This is a genomic window from Paeniglutamicibacter selenitireducens (genome assembly GCF_051550675.1).
Lineage (GTDB): Bacteria > Actinomycetota > Actinomycetes > Actinomycetales > Micrococcaceae > Paeniglutamicibacter.
The window spans coordinates 20484-39346 of the sequence record NZ_JBPULF010000005.1 but is presented as its reverse complement, the minus strand read 5'-3'; the positions used below and the strand labels follow the sequence as shown (position 1 = coordinate 39346).

Annotated in this window: 16 protein-coding genes; 7 read left to right on the top strand and 9 right to left on the bottom strand. The window is 69.2% G+C overall.

The window, feature by feature from the left end:
• Position 1 precedes the first annotated feature (1 nt).
• From gatC to ACSYDW_RS10530, 3 genes are all read right to left on the bottom strand, one after another.
• Positions 2 to 298 carry an Asp-tRNA(Asn)/Glu-tRNA(Gln) amidotransferase subunit GatC gene (gatC, locus tag ACSYDW_RS10540; protein WP_438338692.1) on the bottom strand — a complete coding sequence of 99 codons (297 nt, stop codon included), beginning with the start codon at positions 296 to 298 and terminating at the stop codon, positions 2 to 4.
• 103 nt (positions 299 to 401) lie between these two features.
• A complete protein-coding gene (locus tag ACSYDW_RS10535) occupies positions 402 to 980 on the bottom strand; it encodes a maltokinase N-terminal cap-like domain-containing protein (RefSeq protein WP_438338691.1) in 579 nt (192 codons plus the stop codon).
• Positions 981 to 1150: 170 nt separating this feature from the next.
• Positions 1151 to 1675: a GNAT family N-acetyltransferase gene (locus tag ACSYDW_RS10530; protein WP_438338690.1), complete on the bottom strand. Its 525-nt coding sequence runs from the start codon at positions 1673 to 1675 to the stop codon at positions 1151 to 1153.
• A 234-nt stretch (positions 1676 to 1909) separates the two neighbouring features.
• On the opposite strand from ACSYDW_RS10530, the gene ACSYDW_RS10525 reads away from it, so the two are divergent.
• The 7 genes from ACSYDW_RS10525 to ACSYDW_RS10495 all read left to right on the top strand — a co-directional run bounded on the left by ACSYDW_RS10525 (position 1910) and on the right by ACSYDW_RS10495 (position 9788).
• Positions 1910 to 3061 (top strand): ROK family protein, encoded by a 1152-nt coding sequence (locus ACSYDW_RS10525; protein WP_438338689.1) that lies wholly within the window; start codon positions 1910 to 1912, stop codon positions 3059 to 3061.
• Positions 3062 to 3154: 93 nt separating this feature from the next.
• A complete protein-coding gene (locus tag ACSYDW_RS10520) occupies positions 3155 to 4543 on the top strand; it encodes an extracellular solute-binding protein (protein ID WP_438338688.1) in 1389 nt (462 codons plus the stop codon).
• Positions 4544 to 4643: 100 nt separating this feature from the next.
• Positions 4644 to 5618: a carbohydrate ABC transporter permease gene (locus ACSYDW_RS10515; protein WP_438338687.1), complete on the top strand. Its 975-nt coding sequence runs from the start codon at positions 4644 to 4646 to the stop codon at positions 5616 to 5618.
• A 1-nt stretch (position 5619) separates the two neighbouring features.
• Entirely contained in the window at positions 5620 to 6459 is an 840-nt protein-coding gene (locus ACSYDW_RS10510) for a carbohydrate ABC transporter permease (protein WP_438338686.1), read from the top strand.
• Complete coding sequence (locus ACSYDW_RS10505; protein ID WP_438338685.1) at positions 6459 to 7976, top strand: glycoside hydrolase family 3 N-terminal domain-containing protein; 1518 nt, start codon at positions 6459 to 6461, stop codon at positions 7974 to 7976. The genes ACSYDW_RS10510 and ACSYDW_RS10505 overlap by 1 nt, the downstream gene beginning before the upstream one ends.
• Positions 7973 to 8983 (top strand): ROK family protein, encoded by a 1011-nt coding sequence (locus tag ACSYDW_RS10500; RefSeq protein ID WP_438338684.1) that lies wholly within the window; start codon positions 7973 to 7975, stop codon positions 8981 to 8983. The genes ACSYDW_RS10505 and ACSYDW_RS10500 overlap by 4 nt, the downstream gene beginning before the upstream one ends.
• Positions 8984 to 8996: 13 nt before the next feature.
• Complete coding sequence (locus ACSYDW_RS10495) at positions 8997 to 9788, top strand: glucosamine-6-phosphate deaminase (protein ID WP_438338683.1); 792 nt, start codon at positions 8997 to 8999, stop codon at positions 9786 to 9788.
• Positions 9789 to 9954: 166 nt separating this feature from the next.
• Here the strand turns inward: ACSYDW_RS10495 and ACSYDW_RS10490 are convergent, their stop codons facing one another.
• From ACSYDW_RS10490 to ACSYDW_RS10465, 6 genes are all read right to left on the bottom strand, one after another.
• The gene (locus ACSYDW_RS10490) at positions 9955 to 10779 is read right to left on the bottom strand and encodes an inositol monophosphatase family protein (RefSeq protein ID WP_438338865.1); all 825 of its coding nucleotides are present in this window, start codon (positions 10777 to 10779) and stop codon (positions 9955 to 9957) included.
• A 1707-nt stretch (positions 10780 to 12486) separates the two neighbouring features.
• Entirely contained in the window at positions 12487 to 14769 is a 2283-nt protein-coding gene (ligA, locus tag ACSYDW_RS10485; RefSeq protein WP_438338864.1) for an NAD-dependent DNA ligase LigA, read from the bottom strand.
• A 90-nt stretch (positions 14770 to 14859) separates the two neighbouring features.
• Entirely contained in the window at positions 14860 to 15999 is a 1140-nt protein-coding gene (locus ACSYDW_RS10480; RefSeq protein ID WP_438338682.1) for a PP2C family protein-serine/threonine phosphatase, read from the bottom strand.
• A 1-nt stretch (position 16000) separates the two neighbouring features.
• Entirely contained in the window at positions 16001 to 17266 is a 1266-nt protein-coding gene (locus tag ACSYDW_RS10475) for an adenylate/guanylate cyclase domain-containing protein (RefSeq protein WP_438338681.1), read from the bottom strand.
• Positions 17259 to 17846, bottom strand: a complete 588-nt coding sequence (locus ACSYDW_RS10470) for a hypothetical protein (RefSeq protein WP_438338680.1) — start codon at positions 17844 to 17846, stop codon at positions 17259 to 17261. The genes ACSYDW_RS10475 and ACSYDW_RS10470 overlap by 8 nt, the downstream gene beginning before the upstream one ends.
• Before the next feature lie 123 nt (positions 17847 to 17969).
• Complete coding sequence (locus ACSYDW_RS10465) at positions 17970 to 18836, bottom strand: biotin--[acetyl-CoA-carboxylase] ligase (RefSeq protein WP_438338679.1); 867 nt, start codon at positions 18834 to 18836, stop codon at positions 17970 to 17972.
• Between the last annotated feature and the right edge of the window lie 27 nt (positions 18837 to 18863).

Sequence of the window (18863 nt, the reverse complement as noted above, 5' to 3'; positions counted from 1 at the left end):
ATTACTCTCCATCCAAAATGGCCGGCACCTTGAAGCGCGTGTCGGCGGAATCCGGCGCGTTCTGCAGCGCTTCCTCGGCGGTCAGCGTCTCGCCGACGACGTCCTCGCGGAAGACGTTGGAGAGCGCAATCGGGTGGGTGGTCGCCGGAACATCGGCGGACGCGGCTTCGGACACCGACGCGATTGCTTCGACAATGACACCGAGTTCGCCGGTCATCTTGTCCAGCTCGGCATCGCTCATCTCGATGTGGGCCAGGTGCGCCAGGTGCGCAACGTCCTCACGGCTGATGGCAGACATGTATCTCCCTAAGTGGGCGGATGGGTTTCCCCACTAGTCTAGTACGCCGCGGGCGCCGATCCCGCGCCGATTTCGGGCCCGGACGGCGGGGCCGGGAGGCTCCCTACAGGAGCTCGATGACGGCGCCCGTCACGACATCGCCGGCGCCGGCGGGCCACGGCGCGCCGATCCAGGCCCGAGCCTCGGCGGATCCCCACGCACCCGCCCGCGGGCGGCGGACGACCACGGGGAAGACCGGGCGCGATTCCCCGGTGGAAGGCCCGAACCCCACGGTGACCGCAGGCTCCGGCGTGTTCGAGGTGCTCTGGTGCTGTGCTTGCACGCTCCCCGCGGCCAGGGCACGTACCTGCTCCTGCCACACCGGGTCTCCGGCGGCATCGTAGATCCAGCGGGTGCCCAGCACCCCGTGCTCGCTGGTGCCCACCAGGAAGCCTTCGGCGCCCGGCAGCGCCTCACCCCTGTAGCTCAGCGGCACGTGGTAGAGAACCGGTGCCTCCGGGGCTTCGTCGAGCACCAGGATCATCTCCAGGCCGACCTTGCCAGCCGGGTCGTCGAGGCGGAACCCGCCCACCACCCTCAGGGACGGTGCGGTGTTGCCGGCGAACCAGGATTGTCCCGGCAGCCAGCTGGCCATCAGTTCGCGCTTGGTCGGTGCCATGGTGGTTTCGAAGATGACGCTCACGGGAAAAGTCCTTTGCTCGGCGACGGGAACGCCGTCCGCGCCCCGTCTCCAGCCTAGCCAGCACCTCGAACCGGCATCACGCAATGCCCCGCGCAGCAGGCACCGCCGGTGTGAAGGCAGCGGGCATCCCGGGGCGCCGGCAAGGAATCACCGGCGAGAAAGCACCGGCGCTAGAGCCCCAGCGTGTACACCACCAGCACGATCTCGGTGTTCGGGACGTACCAGTCGCGCTCCGAGGTGTGCCGGAACCCTTCGGCCTCGTAAAGGGCGCGGGCGGCGACCCAGTGGCCCCCGGTGGTCAGCGAGACGGTGTGCACGTCCTCGATCTCGCGGGCACGCTCGATGACGGCGCGGAGAAGGGCACGGCCCGCCCCGCTTCGCTGCACGGCCGGGTCGATGACCAGCATGCGGAATTCAAGCTCGCCGTCCAGGGCGATGTCTGCGTAGGGGCTGCCCGGGCGCACCAGGGTGACGGAGCCGATGACGACGCCTCCGCGCTCGGCCACGAGGATCTCTGCTGATGCGTGTCGCTCGGCGACCTGCTGCACGAACTGCAGGTACTCGTGGTTCGGGTCATCGAAGTGACCGGCATCCAGGTAGGAGTCGACGGTGATCCGCGCGATGTGCGGGTAGTCGGCTTCCACGGCGGGACGGATCACGAGGGTGCTGGCATCGGTGCGGGTTGCTGTAGTCATCACTGTCCAGTGTGACAGCTGGGCGCCGGGCGCTCCCGGGGATTCCCGGCGCATGTAGCCAACCTCACGCACGCCTTCCCCGCGGTGGGCAACTCGGGGAACCACCGGCTGGTCGAAGCAAACCTTTCCCCGGCAGGTTTTTCGCAACTTGTCGCACGTCACAATTCGATCACGACCCGACATTCGGCGCCGCCGCCCTTGCGCAATGTTTGTTAGTACAGTTTACTAACAACCATGAACACTTCACGGGGCCCGCTGCGCAGCATGGCATCAGGCGCTGCGGCACTGCCGTCGCACGGCCGCGCACACAACCTGTCGCTGGTCCTGCAGACCCTCCATTCGACGGGTCCGCTCAGCCGCGCGGACCTCTCGCGAACCCTCGGCCTGACCCGGGTCACGGTATCGGACCTCGTCTCCGAACTGCTCGAACGCGGCCACGTCATCGAACTCGGCCAGTCCGAGAAAATCCGACCCGGGAAGCCCGCCATCATGGTCGACCTCAACCGCCGGGGATTGCAGATCGTCGGCCTGGACCTCGCGGAGAACTCGGTGCTCCGGGCCGCAGTCATGGACCTTGACGGAAACATCCTGCACCGGGTCGAAACCTCCACGGCTGACGAGAAGGGCCAGGAGGTCACCGAGCTGGTGCTCGACCTGGCATCCCGCGCCATCGCCCTGGCCACCGCGCCGTTGCTGGGCATCGGCGTCGGCACCCCCGGCATCGTCAACCTCGAGGGCGAGGTCCTCACCGCCCCCAACCTCGCCTGGAACAACGTTCCGCTGCGCGAACTGCTGGAGACCCACACCGGGCTCCCCACACTGGTGTCCAACGACGCCGACGCCGCGGTGCTCGCCGAGTTCACCTTCGGGGGCGGCGCAAACGACATGATCCTGGTCAAGGTCGGCCGCGGCGTGGGCTCCGGGCTGATGGTCAACGGCCAGCGGGCCCGCGGCGTCCACTCGGCGGCCGGCGAAATCGGCCATGTCGTGGTCGGCACGGACGGCGGCCTCGAGTGCAAGTGCGGCAAGCGCGGCTGCCTCGAAACCTGGCTCTCGGTCCCGTTCCTTGAACGCGGGCTTGCCGCGGCAGCGGCCTTCGAGGACCCGGGCGCGGCAGCCGAGAATGTCCTGCAGATCGCCGGCGAGCGCCTCGCCGTAGCCCTGGCGCCCATCGTCGGCGCCCTTGATTTGGCCGAAGTCGTCTTGAGCGGACCGGCACACCTTTTGGAAGGAACCCTGCGCCGAAGCGTCGAAAAGACGCTGGCGGAGCGGATGCTTCCGCACAGACCACCCCTGGTGGAAGTACGCCTCGCCAAGGAACCGCAGGACGTGGTCCTGCGCGGTACCGCAGTCATGGTTCTTTGGAACCAACTGGGAGTGGCCTGACCCGTTGTACCCAGCTTGACCCGATCCAAAACGCTAGACCCTTCGCATGGGTTTGCCCGCGGTAAACCCAATCACCCTCCGAAAGGATCTCCAATGAAGAAGTACCTTGGGCTTGCGGCTCTTACGACCGCCGCGGCACTGTCCCTGACCGCCTGCGGCGGCAGCGGCTCCCCCGCAGCATCGTCGGCACCGGCCGGCGCCAGCTCCTCCGCAGCGCTCGACCCGGCCGCAAACGCCGACAAGTCGATCACCCTGTGGCTCGCCGGCGCCGACACCCCCGAGGCCCTGCGCACCTACCTGAAGGACACCTTCAAGGAGAAGACCGGCGCCACCCTCAAGATCGAGGAACAGGGCTGGGGCGACCTCGTCACCAAGATGACCACCGCCCTTCCGGACGCCAACAACACCCCGGACGTCGTGGAAATGGGCAACACCCAGTCCCCGACCTTCACCAACATCGGCGCCTTCCTGGACATCTCGGACATGTTCGAGGAGCTCGGCGGCGCCAAGCTGATCCCGTCCTTCGTCGAGGCCGGCAGCGTCGACGGCAAGAAGTTCACCCTCCCGTACTACGCCGGTTCGCGCTACATGTTCCAGCGCGCCGACGTCTGGAAGGAAGCCGGGGTCGAGACCCCCACGACCCTTGACGAGTTCAACACCGCGGTCAAGACCATCACCGAGAAGAACCCGCGCGACATCAAGAACTTCTCCGGCTTCTTCCTCGGCGGCCAGGACTGGCGCAACGGCATCTCCTGGGTCTTCGCCAACGGCGGCGAACTGGCCAAGAAGGAAGGCGACCAGTGGGTCTCGACCCTCTCGGACCCGAACACCCTCAAGGGCCTGGCACAGCTGCAGGACCTGTACAAGAACGCTTCCAAGGCACCGGCCGACGCCAAGGACGCCACCCCGTGGCTCTACATCAACGACGCCGACCAGATCCTCGACGAAGCAGGCGAGCCCACCGGCAAGACCTCGCTTTCCGCAGCCACCATCATGGCCCCGGGATGGGCCCACTGGTCCATCGGCGACCTGGAGAAGGATGCGAAGACCGGCAAGGACGTGCGCACCTGGAACGAGAAGAAGTTCTCCACCTTCGTGCTCCCGGGCAACGACGGCAAGCCGGCACCCGTGCTGGCCGGCGGCTCGAACATCGGTGTCTCCGCCAAGTCCCAGAACCCGGAACTGGCCAAGGAACTGATGCGCATCATCTTCTCCTCGGACTACCAGAACATGCTCGGCAAGAACGGCCTGGGCCCGGCAAACTCGGACAACAACGCCTCGCTGGGTGACGACGAGTTCGCCAAGGCGGCCATCGCCTCGGCATCGAACTCCAAGCTGACCCCGGCCGCACCCGGTTGGGCAGCCGTCGAGTCCTCGCTGAAGCTCGAGGAGTTCTTCGGCAAGATCCGCGACGCCGCGGACCTCGAGGCCCTGGCGAAGGAATACGACGCCCAGATCACCCCGATGCTGAACCTGAAGTAGCACATCCCGATGGCCGGGGCGCGAACCCGCCCCGGCCATCGCCATCGGTGCAGCACCCCGTACGTCGGCTACCGCCGAGACGAAAGGCCGTAAGCAGCTCATGCCCACCCACGCCCCGGCACCGCCGGCGCAGCAACCGCAACAGGTTGAACCCGCCCGCGCCAGCGCCACACCCCCCGCTCCCCCCGCCCGGAAGCGCAAGTCCAAGGCCCCCTTCTGGCTCGTCGCCCCCGCGCTGGTCATCCTCGTCGCAGCACTGGGCTACCCGGTGGGCTGGCAGATCTACACCAGCTTCCAGAAGTTCGGCCTGAAGCAGCAGTTCGGCGCACCGCCCGAATTCGTCGGGCTCGAGAACTACACGACCCTGCTCTCCGACCCGAACTTCTGGGTCATCCTGGGCCGCTCCCTGCTCTTCTGCCTGCTCGCGGCCGGCATCACCGTCGCCATCGGCTTCCTCCTGGCGATCCTCATGAAACGCGTGGGCACCGTCGCCCGGCTGGCCCTGCAGATCTCCATGCTGCTGGCCTGGTCGATGCCCGTCGTCGCCTCCATGACCGTCTGGGTCTGGCTCGTCGACTGGCGCCGCGGCGTGCTGAACTGGCTGCTCACCCGCCTCGGGTTCGACGCCGAGGGCCACAACTGGCTGGCCGAGCCGCTCACCTTCTTCGCCATCGCGCTGGTCATCGTCGTGTGGATGTCCGTGCCGTTCGTGGCGCTGAGCATCTACGCGGGGCTGACCCAGATCTCCGAGGAGGTGCTGGAGGCCGCGGCCATGGACGGCGCCACCGGGCCCCAGCGCATCCGCTACATCATCATGCCGCTGATCACCCCGGTCCTCTCGATCGTGCTGCTGCTGCAGCTGATCTGGGACCTGCGCGTCTTCACCCAGATCAAGCTGCTGCAGGACGCCGGCGGCGTGGCCAACGAGACCCACCTGCTGGGCACCTACATCTACCAAATGGGCGTCGGCTCCGGCGACTTCGGCGCGGCAAGCGCCGTATCGATCCTGATGCTCATCATCACCATCGCCATCAGCTGGTACTACGTGCGCTCGCTGATGAAGGAAGAGGACTAGCATGCGGATCAAGTCGATCTCGACGGGCGCCTGGACGGCGATGGCCCTGGTCATCGCCCTGGCCTGGGCGTTCCCCGTCTACTGGATGGTCAACTCCTCGTTCCTGCCCAACACGGTGCTGCAGTCCGGCACCCCGACGTTCCTGCCCTTCGGCGGGTCCCTGGACAACTTCGCGGCGGTCTTCGCCGACGGCAAGTTCGTCGCGGCACTGGGCATCTCGCTCACCGTCACCCTGGCCACCGTGGCCGTGGCGCTCTTCGTCGCGTTCCTGGGCGCGCTGGCCATCAGCCGCTTCAAGTTCAAGGGCCGCAAGTCCTTCATCCTGGCGATGCTGCTGATCCAGATGCTGCCGGCCGAGGGCATGTTCATCGCCCAGTACAAGATGATGAGCTCGGTGGGCCTGCTGAACAACGTGCTGGGCCTGACGCTGCTCTACACCGCGGCCGTCGTCCCCTTCACCATCTGGATGCTGCGCGGCTTCGTGGCCGGAGTGCCGGCCGAGCTGGAGGAAGCCGCGATGGTCGACGGACTCTCGCGCACCCAGGCCTTCATGCGCATTACCTTCCCGCTGCTGGCCCCGGGCCTGGTGGCCTCCGGCGTCTACGCGTTCCTGCAGGCCTGGAACGAGTTCACCGTGGCCCTGGTGGTGATGACCGAGGACCAGATGAAGACGCTGCCGCTGTGGCTGCGCGGCTTCGTGCAGGCCTCGGCCACCCGCGAAACCGACTGGGGCATGGTCATGGCCGCCTCAACGCTTGTCGCCGTCCCGGTCATCGTGTTCTTCATGGTGGTGCAGTCCCGGATGTCCTCGGGCCTCGTCGGCGGGGCGGTGAAGGGCTGATGCGTTCCCTCCTCCCCGCCGCCGGAAACCCTGCCGGCACAGCCCCCGACGCCACATCCGACGCCGAGCTTCGCAGGCTCGCCGCCGGTACCCTGATGCCCGGCTTCACCGGCACGCAGATGCCGGACTGGATCGGCTCCGCGCTCGACGACGGGCTGGCCTCGGTGTGCATCTACGGCACCAACCTTGTCTCGCCCCGGCAGCTGGCCGCCCTGATGGGCCGGTTGCGCGCCGCATCCCCCACCGCCCTGCTGACCCTTGACGAGGAGGGCGGGGACGTCACCCGCCTGCACTACCTCACCGGGTCAAACCAGCCGGGCAACGCGGTGCTGGGCCGCATCAACGACCCCGCCGCCACCTCGGCCTCCGCCGCGGCGATCGCCGGCGAACTGGCCGACCTGGGCTTCAACCTGAACCTGGCGCCCGACGCCGACGTGAACTCCAACCCGGAAAACCCCGTGATCGGGGTGCGCAGCTTCGGTGCCGACGCAACGCTCGTCGCCGAACACACCGCCGCCTGGGTGCGGGGCTTGCAGGACGCCGGCGTCGCCGCCTGCGCCAAGCACTTCCCGGGGCACGGGGACACCGCCGTCGATTCGCACCTGGCACTGCCCACGATCGAGGCGGGCCCCGAGACCCTGCGCGAACGAGAGCTGGTGCCCTTCGCCGCGGCCATCGCAGCCGGCGTCGCGAGCATCATGACAAGCCACATCATGGTCCCGGCGCTGGATGCGGAAAACCCCGCGACCTTCTCCCCGGCGATCCTCGGCGGGCTGCTGCGCGGGAGCATGGGCTTCGAGGGCGCCATCATCACCGACGCGCTGGACATGGCCGGCGCCAGCGCCGAGACCGGGATCGAGGCCGCCGCCGTGCGCGCCCTGGCCGCCGGTGCCGACCTGCTCTGCCTGGGCTCGGAGACCTCCGCCGAACGCTACGACGGCATCCTCGCCGCGATCGTCGACGCTGTGCGCGCCGGGACCCTGCCGCCGGAGCGGCTGCGCGATGCGGCCCGGCGCACCGCCGTGCTGGCCGCCGGCTACCCGCCGGTGCAACCCGCCGGCGTCCGGGGCACCGACGACGCACCTGCCGGGCCGGCATCGCCGACCGGCGCGTCTGCGATCACCGCCGCCTTCGAAGTATCCGAATCCGCCCGCACGTGGCTTGCCGACCCGGGCGACCCCGCGCTGGTGCAGGTCGGTTCGGAGGCGAACATGGCGGTCGGCCACGTCCCGTGGGGTCCCGCCGCGCTCGGCGCCGGGACCGGGATCCGCGAGGTGTCCCCGAACGCCAAGATCGCCCTGGTCGGGCGCGGGCTCGACGCCGGGCACCCGGTCTGGCCGTTGGCCGACGAGCTGCGCGCCGACGGCCGTCGGGTCATCGTCGTGGAATGCGGTTGGCCGCGCGGCGGGGCCGACCTCGTCACCTTCGGCGCCTCGCTGGCCGTCTCCGAGGCGCTGGTGGCGCTGCTCTCCCGGTCGGGCACCGTGTCCGGCCCCATGCCGGGACCGGGTGCATGAGGCTCGGCCTGGACATCGGCGGCACCAAGACGGCCGCCGCGATCCTGCACGGGGACGGCTCCGTCGCAGCCCTGCACACCGCCCCCTCCGGCCACGGACCGGGCGAGGTCGTCGCGGTGGCGGCGATGCTCGCCAAGGCCGCTATTGCCGAGGCCTGCCCCGTCCCGGTTCCCGCGGCCGGCGCCCCGGCACTCGTTCCCGGCGGGGCCCCGGTCCTGGAATCGGCCGGTGCGTGCATGCCGGGCCTCGTTGACCCGGCCAGCGGCATGGTCCGCCACGCGGTGAACCTCGGGGTCGAGGCCATGGACCTGCGCCGCGGCTTGTCCGAGGCGCTCGGGATGGACGTGAGCGTCGAGAACGACGTGAAGGCCGCGGCGCTCGGCGCCCATGCACTGCTGCGCGCCCGCTCCGGTGCACCCATGTCCCCCGAGGCACCGGAAACGCCCGTGGCACCCGCGTCACCGGAGGAACGCACCCTGGCCTACCTGAACCTCGGCACCGGCTTGGCCGCCGCCGTGGTGCGCGACGGCCAAGTGTTACGCGGTCGTGACGGAACCGTCGGGGAAATCGGGCACTTCCCGGTGGCCGGAGGAACGCTGTGCAAGTGCGGGCAGTTCGGCTGCCTGGAGACGCTGGCCTCGGGCTCGGCCCTGGACAGGCTCTGGAGGGTCCCCGGCGGCCGTGGGCGCGATCCCTTCGCCGCCGCGGCGTCCGGAGACCCCGTGGCCGCGCACGCCGCGCAGGTGCTCTGCCACGGGATTGCGCTTTCCCTGCAGTTGCTGGTCCTCACCACCGGCGCCGAGCGGATAGTGCTCGGCGGCGGGCTCTGCGCGTTGGGAAACGCCCTCGAGGACGGGATACGCTCGGAATTGACCCGTGATGCGGCGGCCTCCGACTTCGTCGCATCGTTGGAGCTGGCCGACCGCTTTGAACTGCTGCCCTCCGATGTGCCGGTCGCCGCCCTGGGTGCGGCGCTGTTGCCGGCACGGAACCAGCCCAAGCACTAAGGAACAGGTTTACGTGGAAGTTTTGATCGTCGATACCCCCGAAGAAGCCGCGTCGTTTGCCGCCGCGGCGGTGCTCGATGGCCTGCGGGCCTACGGCACCGGCGACCCGGTGCTGGGGCTCGCCACAGGCTCCTCGCCGCTGGGGCTCTATGCCGAGCTGGCCGCCGCGGCCCGGCGCGGGGAGGTCGACTTCTCCGCCGCCCGCGGCTTCGCGCTCGATGAGTACGTGGGTCTGCCCGACACCCACGAGCAGTCCTACCGGCAGACCCTCATCCGCGAGGTCTGCACCGTGATCGGCCTGCCGGAGTCGGGACTGAACGTGCCCAACGGCACCGGGGACACCGTCGGGCAGATCGCCGCGCAGGCCGCCGCCTACGACGAGGCCATCAAGGCCGCCGGCGGGATCGACGTGCAGATCCTGGGCATCGGCGCCAACGGGCACCTCGGCTTCAACGAACCGGCGTCCTCGCTGCGCAGCCGCACCCGCATCAAGCGCCTGGCCTCGCAGACCCGCGAGGACAACGCGCGCTTCTTCGACGGCCTTGACCAGGTACCCACCCACTGCGTGACCCAGGGTCTGGGCACCGTGCAGGAGGCCGGCCGCCTGGTGCTCATCGCCACCGGGAGCCACAAGGCCGAGGCCATTGCCGCCGCGGTCGAAGGGCCGGTCTCGGCATCCTGCCCGGGCTCGGTGCTGCAGTTGCACCCGGATGCCGTGGTGGTGCTCGACGAGGCCGCCGCAGCCCACCTGAAGAACCGTGCCTACTACGACGATGCCGCCGCGGGACTCCAGTTCGGGATCTAGCACCTCACCCTGTGCATGGCGCATCGCGGCACGCACAGCGCCGCTTCCCCACGGCGGGTATCCGTGCCGGGGAAGCGGCCCTGCGCGTGGCCCCGTTCCGTGGAGACCCGGCGACGCCGGTGGGCCCGGGCGCCCTTCGTGCCCACCCCGGTGCTCCCCGTGTCGGCTAGTGGGCCGCAGGCAGCTCGTTGAAATCGAGCCGGCCCGCGGCCTGCCACCCCGGCCCGCCACTTGGACGCAGCACGGGGATTCCCGCTTCCTCTGCGATCAGTGCCCCGGCGGCCCAATCGTATTCCTGCGTCCCGTACTCCGCGTAGGCGTCCAGCGTGCCGTCCGCGACCAGGCACAGGTCCAGCGCCGCCGAACCCAGTCGCCGCACGTTCGCGAATCCCGGCATGAGCCCCATCAGGGCGCCCACCTGGAACTGCCGGCGATTGGCATCGTAGCCGAATCCCGTGGCCAACAACCTGCCGGATTCCGCCGGGTCACCTCCGTGCAACCGCGTCGCCGGCCGCGGGCCGTCGGCCGGCTGCCCACCGGTCCCGGCTGAACTGTCGGTTTCTGCAAGCCAAGCGCCCGAGCCCGCCGCGGCGTAGTATTCGCTGTCCAAGGCAGGGGCGCTGACTGCGGCGGCCAGCCACCGCCCGGTTTCCGGCGCTCCGGGGTCCGGGCCATAGACGGCCACCGAGGTGCAGTAGTACACGATACCGCGGACGAAGTTGGCGGTGCCGTCCAGGGGGTCGATCGACCACCTGTAACCCGACGGAGAAGCCGGCACCGTGTGGCCGTACTCCTCTCCGGTGATCGAGTCGTTGGGGCGGGCCGTGGAGATGACGTTGCGCACCGCCACTTCCGCCCGCCGGTCAAAATCTGTCACCCAGTCCCCCGCGGCGCTCTTGGTATCCGCGTCCACCCTTGTCCGGCCACGCCCCGAAAGTACGGCTGCACCTGCCGCTGCCGCCTCACGAGCGACGCCGAGCAGTTGGGCCATCAGCTCCGTTCCGCCGATCGGTCCGGCGGCTCCCCCGGAACCTGCCTGATGCCGGTTCTGTGGCTGCTTGTTCATGTGCTGCTCCTGGGTTCGAAGTGCCGCATATACGGATCTGTGGTGGTGGGCGTGGCCTGCGTGATATCTCGAGCGTACCCAACTCGCACTCGTGACTCGTGTTTCACGGCCATGGCTTCGGTGCCTCGTATTCCAGAAAAGTCCGAGGGGCACCGGGATTGCACCTCGGCCATCCGCGGCCCATGCAACCAATCCAGACACCCGGGCATCCCTTGGTTGAGCCATGCTGGTCCCCTTTCGAATGCTCCACCGTGATCTTTTGCGTACACGGTTCCGTTGCCAAGGCGGCCATGTCCTCCCGCAGTCTCTGATCAGAGGCAGGTTTCTTCCGGCGTTCAACGTTGGGTGGGCAACCGCATCCCACATGACGACGTGTCCATGGATTAGGTATCCCACGTCGTTCGGCTTTGCCGGGACGATGCGGGCCAACGTCAAGATTTCGCATACATTCCGGCTCGGCTCGTGGAAGTCTTGAATCCCTGCTGAGGCGGTGTCAAAATGGTGCCGCGCAATGGTTGCCTTACCGCTTGGGGACGCGGCAGCCATCGGCGACCTTGCTTAAGTAATCGACCCGAGAATATCGATTTACCGACCCCACTCCTATTGGTCGTGGAGGTGCCGGATCCTCGTTCTGCCGGTTTTTCCGGATCGGGGCTCTCGGCGATTCAACACATCTTGTTCAGGTGACAGGTATTTCCCATGCAATTAAGCACTCGCACATGTTGGGGAGATTGGAATCAGCGGGTCCCCCCACCCTCGTCGGCAACGAGGTCGTGCTGAACCCCGACGAAAGCCACGGCAACAAACCCGCCGTCGGCTTACAAAGAGTTCCGTCTATCCGGTGACTTGTTCATTGGGTGGACGGACGCCAACCCCGGCTTGGCCTTGGGACACATGATCGTCGCAAGGCCAAGACCAGATCCATTCATTGCTCCGGCGAAGGTATTTTGTTTGCTTCGATTCTTCGGCTCCCCCATTGGTTGCCCGATGGTCTGGTTTGCGGCTCCTGCAGCTAAGCCCGCTCCAGTCATCTGGCATCGGATCGCCAGTTCCAACCGTCCGTCGATCCTGCCCCGTACGCGAGGAGCCGATGCAGTTGCCGGGAAGACCACCCAGCAACGCGGACTACAACTGTGCAATCCCATGGTCCACCGCGTGGACCTCGATCGCGGTTCGCCGCCTGGCGCTTCCTGCCACACGGGAAACGGAGATGAAGCGGGAATTGGCCAGCATTGTCCGATGCTTCCCTCGTCGCCATGGACCGCGCTTGGTGCGGCCAAAATGTCCCTGGAACGCCACCAAATCCTGAACGGGTCACGGTCGTCGGGCAATGCCCGGGGCAACCAATTCGAGCTCCCTGAGGTGGCGGGTACGGTCGAGCCGGGTCTGCAAGGGCCCCGTCCCGCCGAACTGCTTGGGCTCCAAGCACCCAGGAAATCCAACGCCCGCAGCGGCCCGGGAACCCTATGTCCACGTGCCCATAGGGTTCCCGGACCGGCCGGAGTTCTCGCCCTCGGCCACCACCATCCCGGGCATGGCTTTCCATGCTTCGTCCCACCACGCGCGACCGGATAGGGATCCGATTCTGCAGCACCGTTGGAACCGATGCCGGAGGTGCGGCCAACCCGTGCGTCAGGCCTCCGGGTTGGGGCGGCCGGCGACTGCGTCGGGCCCGCCATCGAGCAGCAGCTTGAAGCCTTCCTCGTCGAGCACCTGCACGCCCAGGGACACGGCCTTGTCCAGCTTGGAACCGGCGGCCTCGCCGGCCACCAGGTAGGCGGTGTTCTTGGAGACAGATCCCGCGGCCTTGCCGCCGCGGATGATGATCGCTTCCTTGGCCGCGTCGCGGCTGTAGGTCGGCAGCGTGCCGGTGACAACGATGCTCAGGCCCTCGAGGTGCTTGGTGATCGATTCGTCCTGCTCGTCCCTCATCAGCACGCCGGCCGCTGCCCATTCGTCGACGATCCGGTTGTGCCAGTCGACGGAGAACCACTCGATCAGTGCGTCGGCGATGATCGCCCCGACGCCGTCGACCTCGGCCAGCGCCTCGCGGGCATCCGGGGCGGCGAGCTGTTCGCGGATGGCATCCATCGACCCGTACTTGGTGGCCAGGGCGCGCGAGGCGGTGGGGCCCACGTGCCTGATGGACAGCGCCACCAGCACCCGCCACAGCGGCTGGGACTTGGCCTTGTCCAGCTCCGTGAACAGCTTCTCGGTGGTCTTGGAGGGGACGGATTCCTTCTTGGCGGTGGCCTTCGTGTAGAAGTAGGGGACCAGCTGGAACTTGCCGGTGCCCGCGCCCTTGGAACGGATCTCGCGCCACACGTTGACCCCGGCCAGCGCCTCGCGCAGGGCCGGGTCCGGGTAGCTTTCCGCCAGCGCGAAGACCTGCGACTCGCTGGTGATCGGGCCGGGGCCGGCCGGGGCTATCACCCCGCCGTTCTGTGCAGGGTCCGGGCCGGGGCCGACGGTCAGCGCCTGCGCGGCCTCGTAGCCCAGCGCCTCGATGTCGAAGGCGCCGCGCCCGCCCAGATGGGCGACGCGCTCGGTCAGCTGGACCGGGCAGGACTCGGCGTTCAGGCAGCGGATGTCCACGTCGCCCTCCTTGGCCGGGGCCAGCGGCTCGCCGCAGGAGGGGCAGGTGGCGGGCATGACGAACTCGCGTTCGCTGCCGTCGCGCAGCGCCAGGACCGGGCCGACGATCTCCGGGATCACGTCGCCTGCCTTGCGCAGGATCACGGTGTCCCCGATCAGCACGCCCTTGGCCTTGACGACGTCCTGGTTGTGCAGCGTGGCGCGCTCCACGGTGGAGCCGGCGACTTTGACCGGTGCCATGATGCCGAACGGGGTGACCCGGCCGGTGCGGCCCACTTGCACCTGGATGTCCAGCAGCTTGGTGTTGACCTCCTCCGGCGGGTACTTGTAGGCCACGGCCCAGCGCGGCACGCGGGAGGTGAAGCCCAGGTTGCGCTGGATCTCGAACGCGTCGGTCTTCACCACGATGCCGTCGATCTCGTGCAGCAGGTCGTGGCGGTGTTCGCCGTTGGCGGCGATGAATTCCAGCACCTCGTCGAGCGTGTCGACGACCTTGGAGTACGGGGAGACCGGCAGGCCCCAGGAGGCCATCAGCGCGTAGGTTTCGGACTGGGTCGCGGCCTCCAGACCGGCGCGCACGCCCAGTCCGTGCACGAACATCTTCAGCGGGCGCTTGGCGGTTTCCGCCGGGTCCTTCTGCCGGATGGAACCGGCCGCCGCGTTGCGCGGGTTGGCCAGCGGGGCCTTGCCTGCCTCGATCAGCGCCTCGTTGTAGGCGGCGAAGTCGGCCGAGGGGATGAAGATCTCCCCGCGAACCTCCACCTCCTCCGGCCAGTCCGTTCCCGTGAGCTGGGTCGGGATTTCCTTGATGGTCAGCACGTTGTGGGTGACGTCCTCGCCGGTGGTGCCGTCCCCGCGGGTGGCGGCGCGCACCAGCTTGCCGTTGCGGTAGAGCAGGTTCACCGCCAGGCCATCGATCTTGACCTCGCAGAGCCAGCGCAGCCGGTGCCCTGCAGCACGCAGCGCCGCGTTGGCCATGGTCTTCTCGCCCCAGGCAATGACCTCCTCCAGCGAGAACACGTCCTCCAGGGAGTACATGCGCGAGAGGTGCTCGACGGGGGTGAAGGCGGCGGAGACCTCGCCGCCGACCTCCTGGGTCGGCGAGTCGTTGGCGACGATGGCGGGGTGCTGCGCCTCGAGCACTTCGAGCCGCGAGTACAGGACGTCGAACTCCGCGTCGGAAATCAGCGGCGCGTCGTCGTTGTAGTAGGCGGCGCGGTGCGTGCGGACCTGGTCGATGAGGGCCTGGTACTCGGCGCGCAGGGCCTCGCTGGGAAGCACCTCGCCGGCCGGGTCGGCACCCGGGAACGTCTCTGGCAGCTGGGTCGTTGGTGCGGGCTGGGTCGCTTCTTGGTGGCTCACCCTCCCATTTTGCCCCACGATGGGGCCGGGCGGGATGAGGCCGGAGGGTCAGTCGCCCCGGGTCGGCCCCGACACATCGATGACGACGACCGAGATGTTGTCCCGGCCGCCGCTGGCCAGGGCCGCGTCCACGAGCCGGGTCATGGCCTCGGCACGGTCCGGGACCCGGTTGAGGATGTGCTCGATGCGGGCCGGGTCCACCTCGCCGGTCAGCCCGTCGCTGCACAGCAGGTAGCGGTCCCCCTCCACCAGCTCGTGGAACTGCGAGTCGGGCACGGAGTTGCCCCCGGCGCCCAGGGCGCGGGTGATCAGGTTGCGCTGCGGGTGGATGCGGGCCTCTGCCTCGGTGATGGTCCCGGCGTCGATGAGCTCCTGCACGGCCGAGTGGTCGAGGGTCAGCTGCGTCAGCTTGCCCCCGCGCAGGCGGTAGCCCCGGGAGTCGCCGACGTTCAGCAGCATCAGCCGGACCCCGGCGTCCTGGCCGGTGCCGGGACCCGCGTCCGCAGCACTGTCCGCCGCCGCGTCCGCGTGCGGTGCCGGGCCGGCCTGCTGCCCGGACCCCGGATCGCCAAGCCGCGTCACCGCGGGGGTTCCGGCGCCGGGCGCCGGCGTGTAGGGCAGCACATCGGTGGTCGGGTCGGGTTCCCCGGTGTCTTTCGCGGTGTCTTGCCCTGCGTCGTCCACCTGCCCGTGGCGGAACACGGCGTCCGCGGGGTGCACGTGCGCCTCTTCGACGGCGTCGAGGTAGCGGGCCGCGGAGGTCCCCGGGCCCGGGGCCGCTGCGGAACCGGGCTGGACCGGCAGCTGGAGCGTGGTGGCGGCCGAGGGCGGCTCCTGGGGCCAGGTGGTGCCTCCGGGTTCGCAGCTGACAAGGGCCAGCGCGCAGAGGGTGGTGCCGCCGCGGGAGCCGATGGCCGCGCGGATCATCGCATCGGCCCGTTCGACCTGCGCCAGCACGGCCTGCGCATGCGGCAGCCCGGCGGGCCCCGCCTGCTCCGGGTCGACGGCCAGCTGTTCGAGGGTCTCGATGCACAACCGCGAGGCCAGGTCGCCGGCCTCGTGGCCGCCCATGCCGTCGGCCACGGCGAAGATGCTGCCGGCGCTGAGCACCGCGTCCTCGTTGACGGCGCGCCGCAGGCCGATGTCGGTCAGTGCCGCCCCGTGGATCCCGCCCATGTGCGTGTGCATCTCAGTCCAGCACCAGTCCCGTCCCGGTTCCCGGGGCCAGGCGCACCGGATTGATGTCTCCGAAGCCGCGCACGGCCGTTGTCTCCTGCGGGTGCAGGACAAACCTGTCGTCGCCGGCCAGCGTCGAGGCGGTGAGTTCGTCGGTGAGCACCGTGCCGGGCTCGGCCAGCGAGGTCAGCCGCGCCGCGAGGTTCACGGTGGGCCCGTAGATGTCGCCCAGCCGGGAGAGCACGCGGCCCCAGACCAGCGAGACGCGGGTGTTGGGCAGCAGCTCGTCGGCAGCGAATTCGCGGGACATGGCCAGCGAGATCAGCGCGCCGGCCTGCGGGGTCTCGGCCACGAAGAGCACCTCGTCGCCGATGGTCTTGACAAGCCGGCCGCCGCCCACGGAGATGATCTCCGCGCACTTCGACTCGAAGCGCTGCACCAGCTGGGCCAGCGTGCGCTCGTTCATGCGGCGCGAGAGCGAGGTGTAGGAGACGAGGTCCGCGAAACCCACGGCGCGGGCCAGCGGCAGCGAGATGTCGTCCTCGGAGCCGTCGCGGCCCTCGGCGGAGGCGGCGAGCCCGGTTTCGGCGCGCACGGCCAGGCGGTGCACCGCGGCGTTGAGTTGCCGCCGCCACGAGTACACCAGCATGTGTTCGATGGGGTCGATCAACTCCGGGAGCAGGTTCACCAGGTTCCGCCGCGCCTCGGGGTCGCTCATCTTCTGGTTCTGCACCATGTCCTCGACCAGTGCTTCGACCTGCCAGACCACCATGCGGTCGGTCATTTGGCCGATGGACCGGGTCAGCGAGATCGCGGTTTCCTCGGTCAGCGTGCCGTCGCGGACCATCCCGAGCATCAGCTCCAGGGCCCGTTCGTCGACCTCGGTGAAGAAGACCTCCTCGTCCCCGAGGTTTGGGAAACCCAGGGCGCGCCAGATCTTGCGTGCGGAGAGCAGCGAGACGCCGGCCTCGGCCGCGACCTCGCGCCGCTTCATGGTGCGTTCGGCGCCCAGCAGACGGCGTTCGAGCTCCCGCACGGCGTCGCGCGCGGAGGCGGGCGTCGTCTGGTCGACCTGTTCGGGGCTCTTCATGGCCGCGGCGAGGTCGGCGATGGGGTCGGCGAGCGCCGCCTCGTCCTTGGCGGCCTCTGGCTCCCGGGCCTGGATGCCGCCGAGGTCATCGACATCGCTCGGCTGGCGCATGGCCTGGGCACGTGCCGCATCGCGGGCAGCGGTGGGTGCAACGGGCTGGGAACCCGTCGCCTGCGACCGCTCACTCATGCTCAGTCCAATCTGTTTGCCGTGGGTGCGTTGGCTGGTCCGGTTCAACGCGCTCTTCCATGTTTACACCATCAACCCGGGGGAAGTGTGGCAGTGCCGTGATCGCCCCGATGCCGAGCTCCCGCATTCGCTGCACCGCCGGCATGTTGGGGATGTCGATCCGTTGGTGGGCCAGCACGACCTGCAGCGTTCCCGGGGCCTGGTACGGGGCGCGCTTGCCGGTCACCGCCACGAGGTCGTGGATGGCGTAGAGGCCTATGGAGCGCTGGCCGGCGGCGGAGCGGCCGCGCTTTGTCACGATCCGCTCGGTGGTCAGGTAGGTGTAACTGCCGGCCCAGCGCGCCAGCGGGCGCAGGCACCAGACGACCAGCAACACGCAGAACGTGACGCCGAGCAGGGCGAGCAACAGCGGGCTGGCCTCGGCGGCCCAGTCCGGCAGGTCGGTGCGGACCAGCAGCCCGGCCAGGAAGCTGGTGCCCGCCAGCAGGATGAAAAACCGCAGCAGTGCACCGCGCAGGGCACGGGGATGCGCCCGCGTCTTCACGATCACGCGTTCGCGCATTTCCAGTATCAGCTTCACGTCCTGCTCCTTCGGCGCCACACCGGTGGTGTGTGCCGGTCTATCCCTACCCTTCCATCGTAGAGCCAGTGCACCCACGCTTAGGCCAGGATCCCCCGGATCGGCACGTGTTCCGCGGCCCGCTCAGGCGTAGCTGCCGTCGCTGCGGCGAAGGTGGAACACGTCCGCCGCCAGCACGTGGTGCAGCGCCCCGGTGCCGTCTCGCAGCAGCAGCGCCCCCTCCGGGCCCAGGTCCTCGGCCGTCCCGCGCAGCACCGTGCCGTCGGGAAGGTGGGCGTCGACCTCGTGGCCGATGCTCACCATGTGCGCGGCGATGGCCCGCCTCAGGGAGACCCTCTGCCCGGGGCCGGGCGCCTCCGCATTCCCGTGCACCGCGGCGAATCCGGAGTGGAGTTCGGCGACCCGTTGAAGGTAGGCAACCATCAGCTCGGTCCGGTCGGTGGTGCGTCCCCCCAGCAGGGCGACGCTTGAGGCCGTCGCCACCGGAAGCTCGGCACGCTCCTGGCTGACGTTCAGCCCGGCCCCGACCACCACTGCCGGCCCTCCGGCCGTGGGCACCAGCTGGGCCAGCACGCCGCAGAGCTTGTGCCCGCCGGCGACCACGTCGTTGGGCCACTTCAGCCCGGCGGCAAGGCCGGCCCGTTCGGACAGCGCCTGCACCATCGCCGTGGCGCAGAGCATCGAGAGCCAGGGCAGGCCGGCGGGGTCGAAACCCGGATCGGGCCGGAAGTGGATGCTGATGGCCAGGGCGCTGCGCTCCGGGGTTTCCCATCCGCGGCCGAGCCTGCCGTGCCCGGCGACCTGGTGCTCGGTGGTCTCGACGCTCAGGTGCGGCAGCCGCCCGTCACGGGCACGCGCCACCAGGTCGTCGTTGGTGGATCCCGTGGACTGGCTGATCCGCAGTTCCCCCATGCCCAGGCCTTTCATGGTTTCCCGCAGCCGGGCTTCGTCGAGGGGCGGGCGCTGGGCGGGTGCTGGTTCGGGGCTCATGGCCACAAGCCTAGCCACCCGCGGGCG

Excerpts from the sequence above, each read along its gene's own strand:
- gatC (WP_438338692.1), bottom strand. The coding sequence starts at position 298 with ATGTCTGCCATCAGCCGTGAGGACGTTGCGCACCTGGCGCACCTGGCC.
- ACSYDW_RS10530 (WP_438338690.1), bottom strand. The coding sequence starts at position 1,675 with ATGACTACAGCAACCCGCACCGATGCCAGCACCCTCGTGATCCGTCCC.
- ACSYDW_RS10525 (WP_438338689.1), top strand. The coding sequence starts at position 1,910 with ATGAACACTTCACGGGGCCCGCTGCGCAGCATGGCATCAGGCGCTGCG.
- ACSYDW_RS10520 (WP_438338688.1), top strand. The coding sequence starts at position 3,155 with ATGAAGAAGTACCTTGGGCTTGCGGCTCTTACGACCGCCGCGGCACTG.
- ACSYDW_RS10515 (WP_438338687.1), top strand. The coding sequence starts at position 4,644 with ATGCCCACCCACGCCCCGGCACCGCCGGCGCAGCAACCGCAACAGGTT.
- ACSYDW_RS10510 (WP_438338686.1), top strand. The coding sequence starts at position 5,620 with ATGCGGATCAAGTCGATCTCGACGGGCGCCTGGACGGCGATGGCCCTG.
- ACSYDW_RS10505 (WP_438338685.1), top strand. The coding sequence starts at position 6,459 with ATGCGTTCCCTCCTCCCCGCCGCCGGAAACCCTGCCGGCACAGCCCCC.
- ACSYDW_RS10500 (WP_438338684.1), top strand. The coding sequence starts at position 7,973 with ATGAGGCTCGGCCTGGACATCGGCGGCACCAAGACGGCCGCCGCGATC.
- ACSYDW_RS10490 (WP_438338865.1), bottom strand. The coding sequence starts at position 10,779 with ATGGCCCAACTGCTCGGCGTCGCTCGTGAGGCGGCAGCGGCAGGTGCA.
- ACSYDW_RS10480 (WP_438338682.1), bottom strand. The coding sequence starts at position 15,999 with ATGCACACGCACATGGGCGGGATCCACGGGGCGGCACTGACCGACATC.
- ACSYDW_RS10475 (WP_438338681.1), bottom strand. The coding sequence starts at position 17,266 with ATGAGTGAGCGGTCGCAGGCGACGGGTTCCCAGCCCGTTGCACCCACC.
- ACSYDW_RS10465 (WP_438338679.1), bottom strand. The coding sequence starts at position 18,836 with ATGAGCCCCGAACCAGCACCCGCCCAGCGCCCGCCCCTCGACGAAGCC.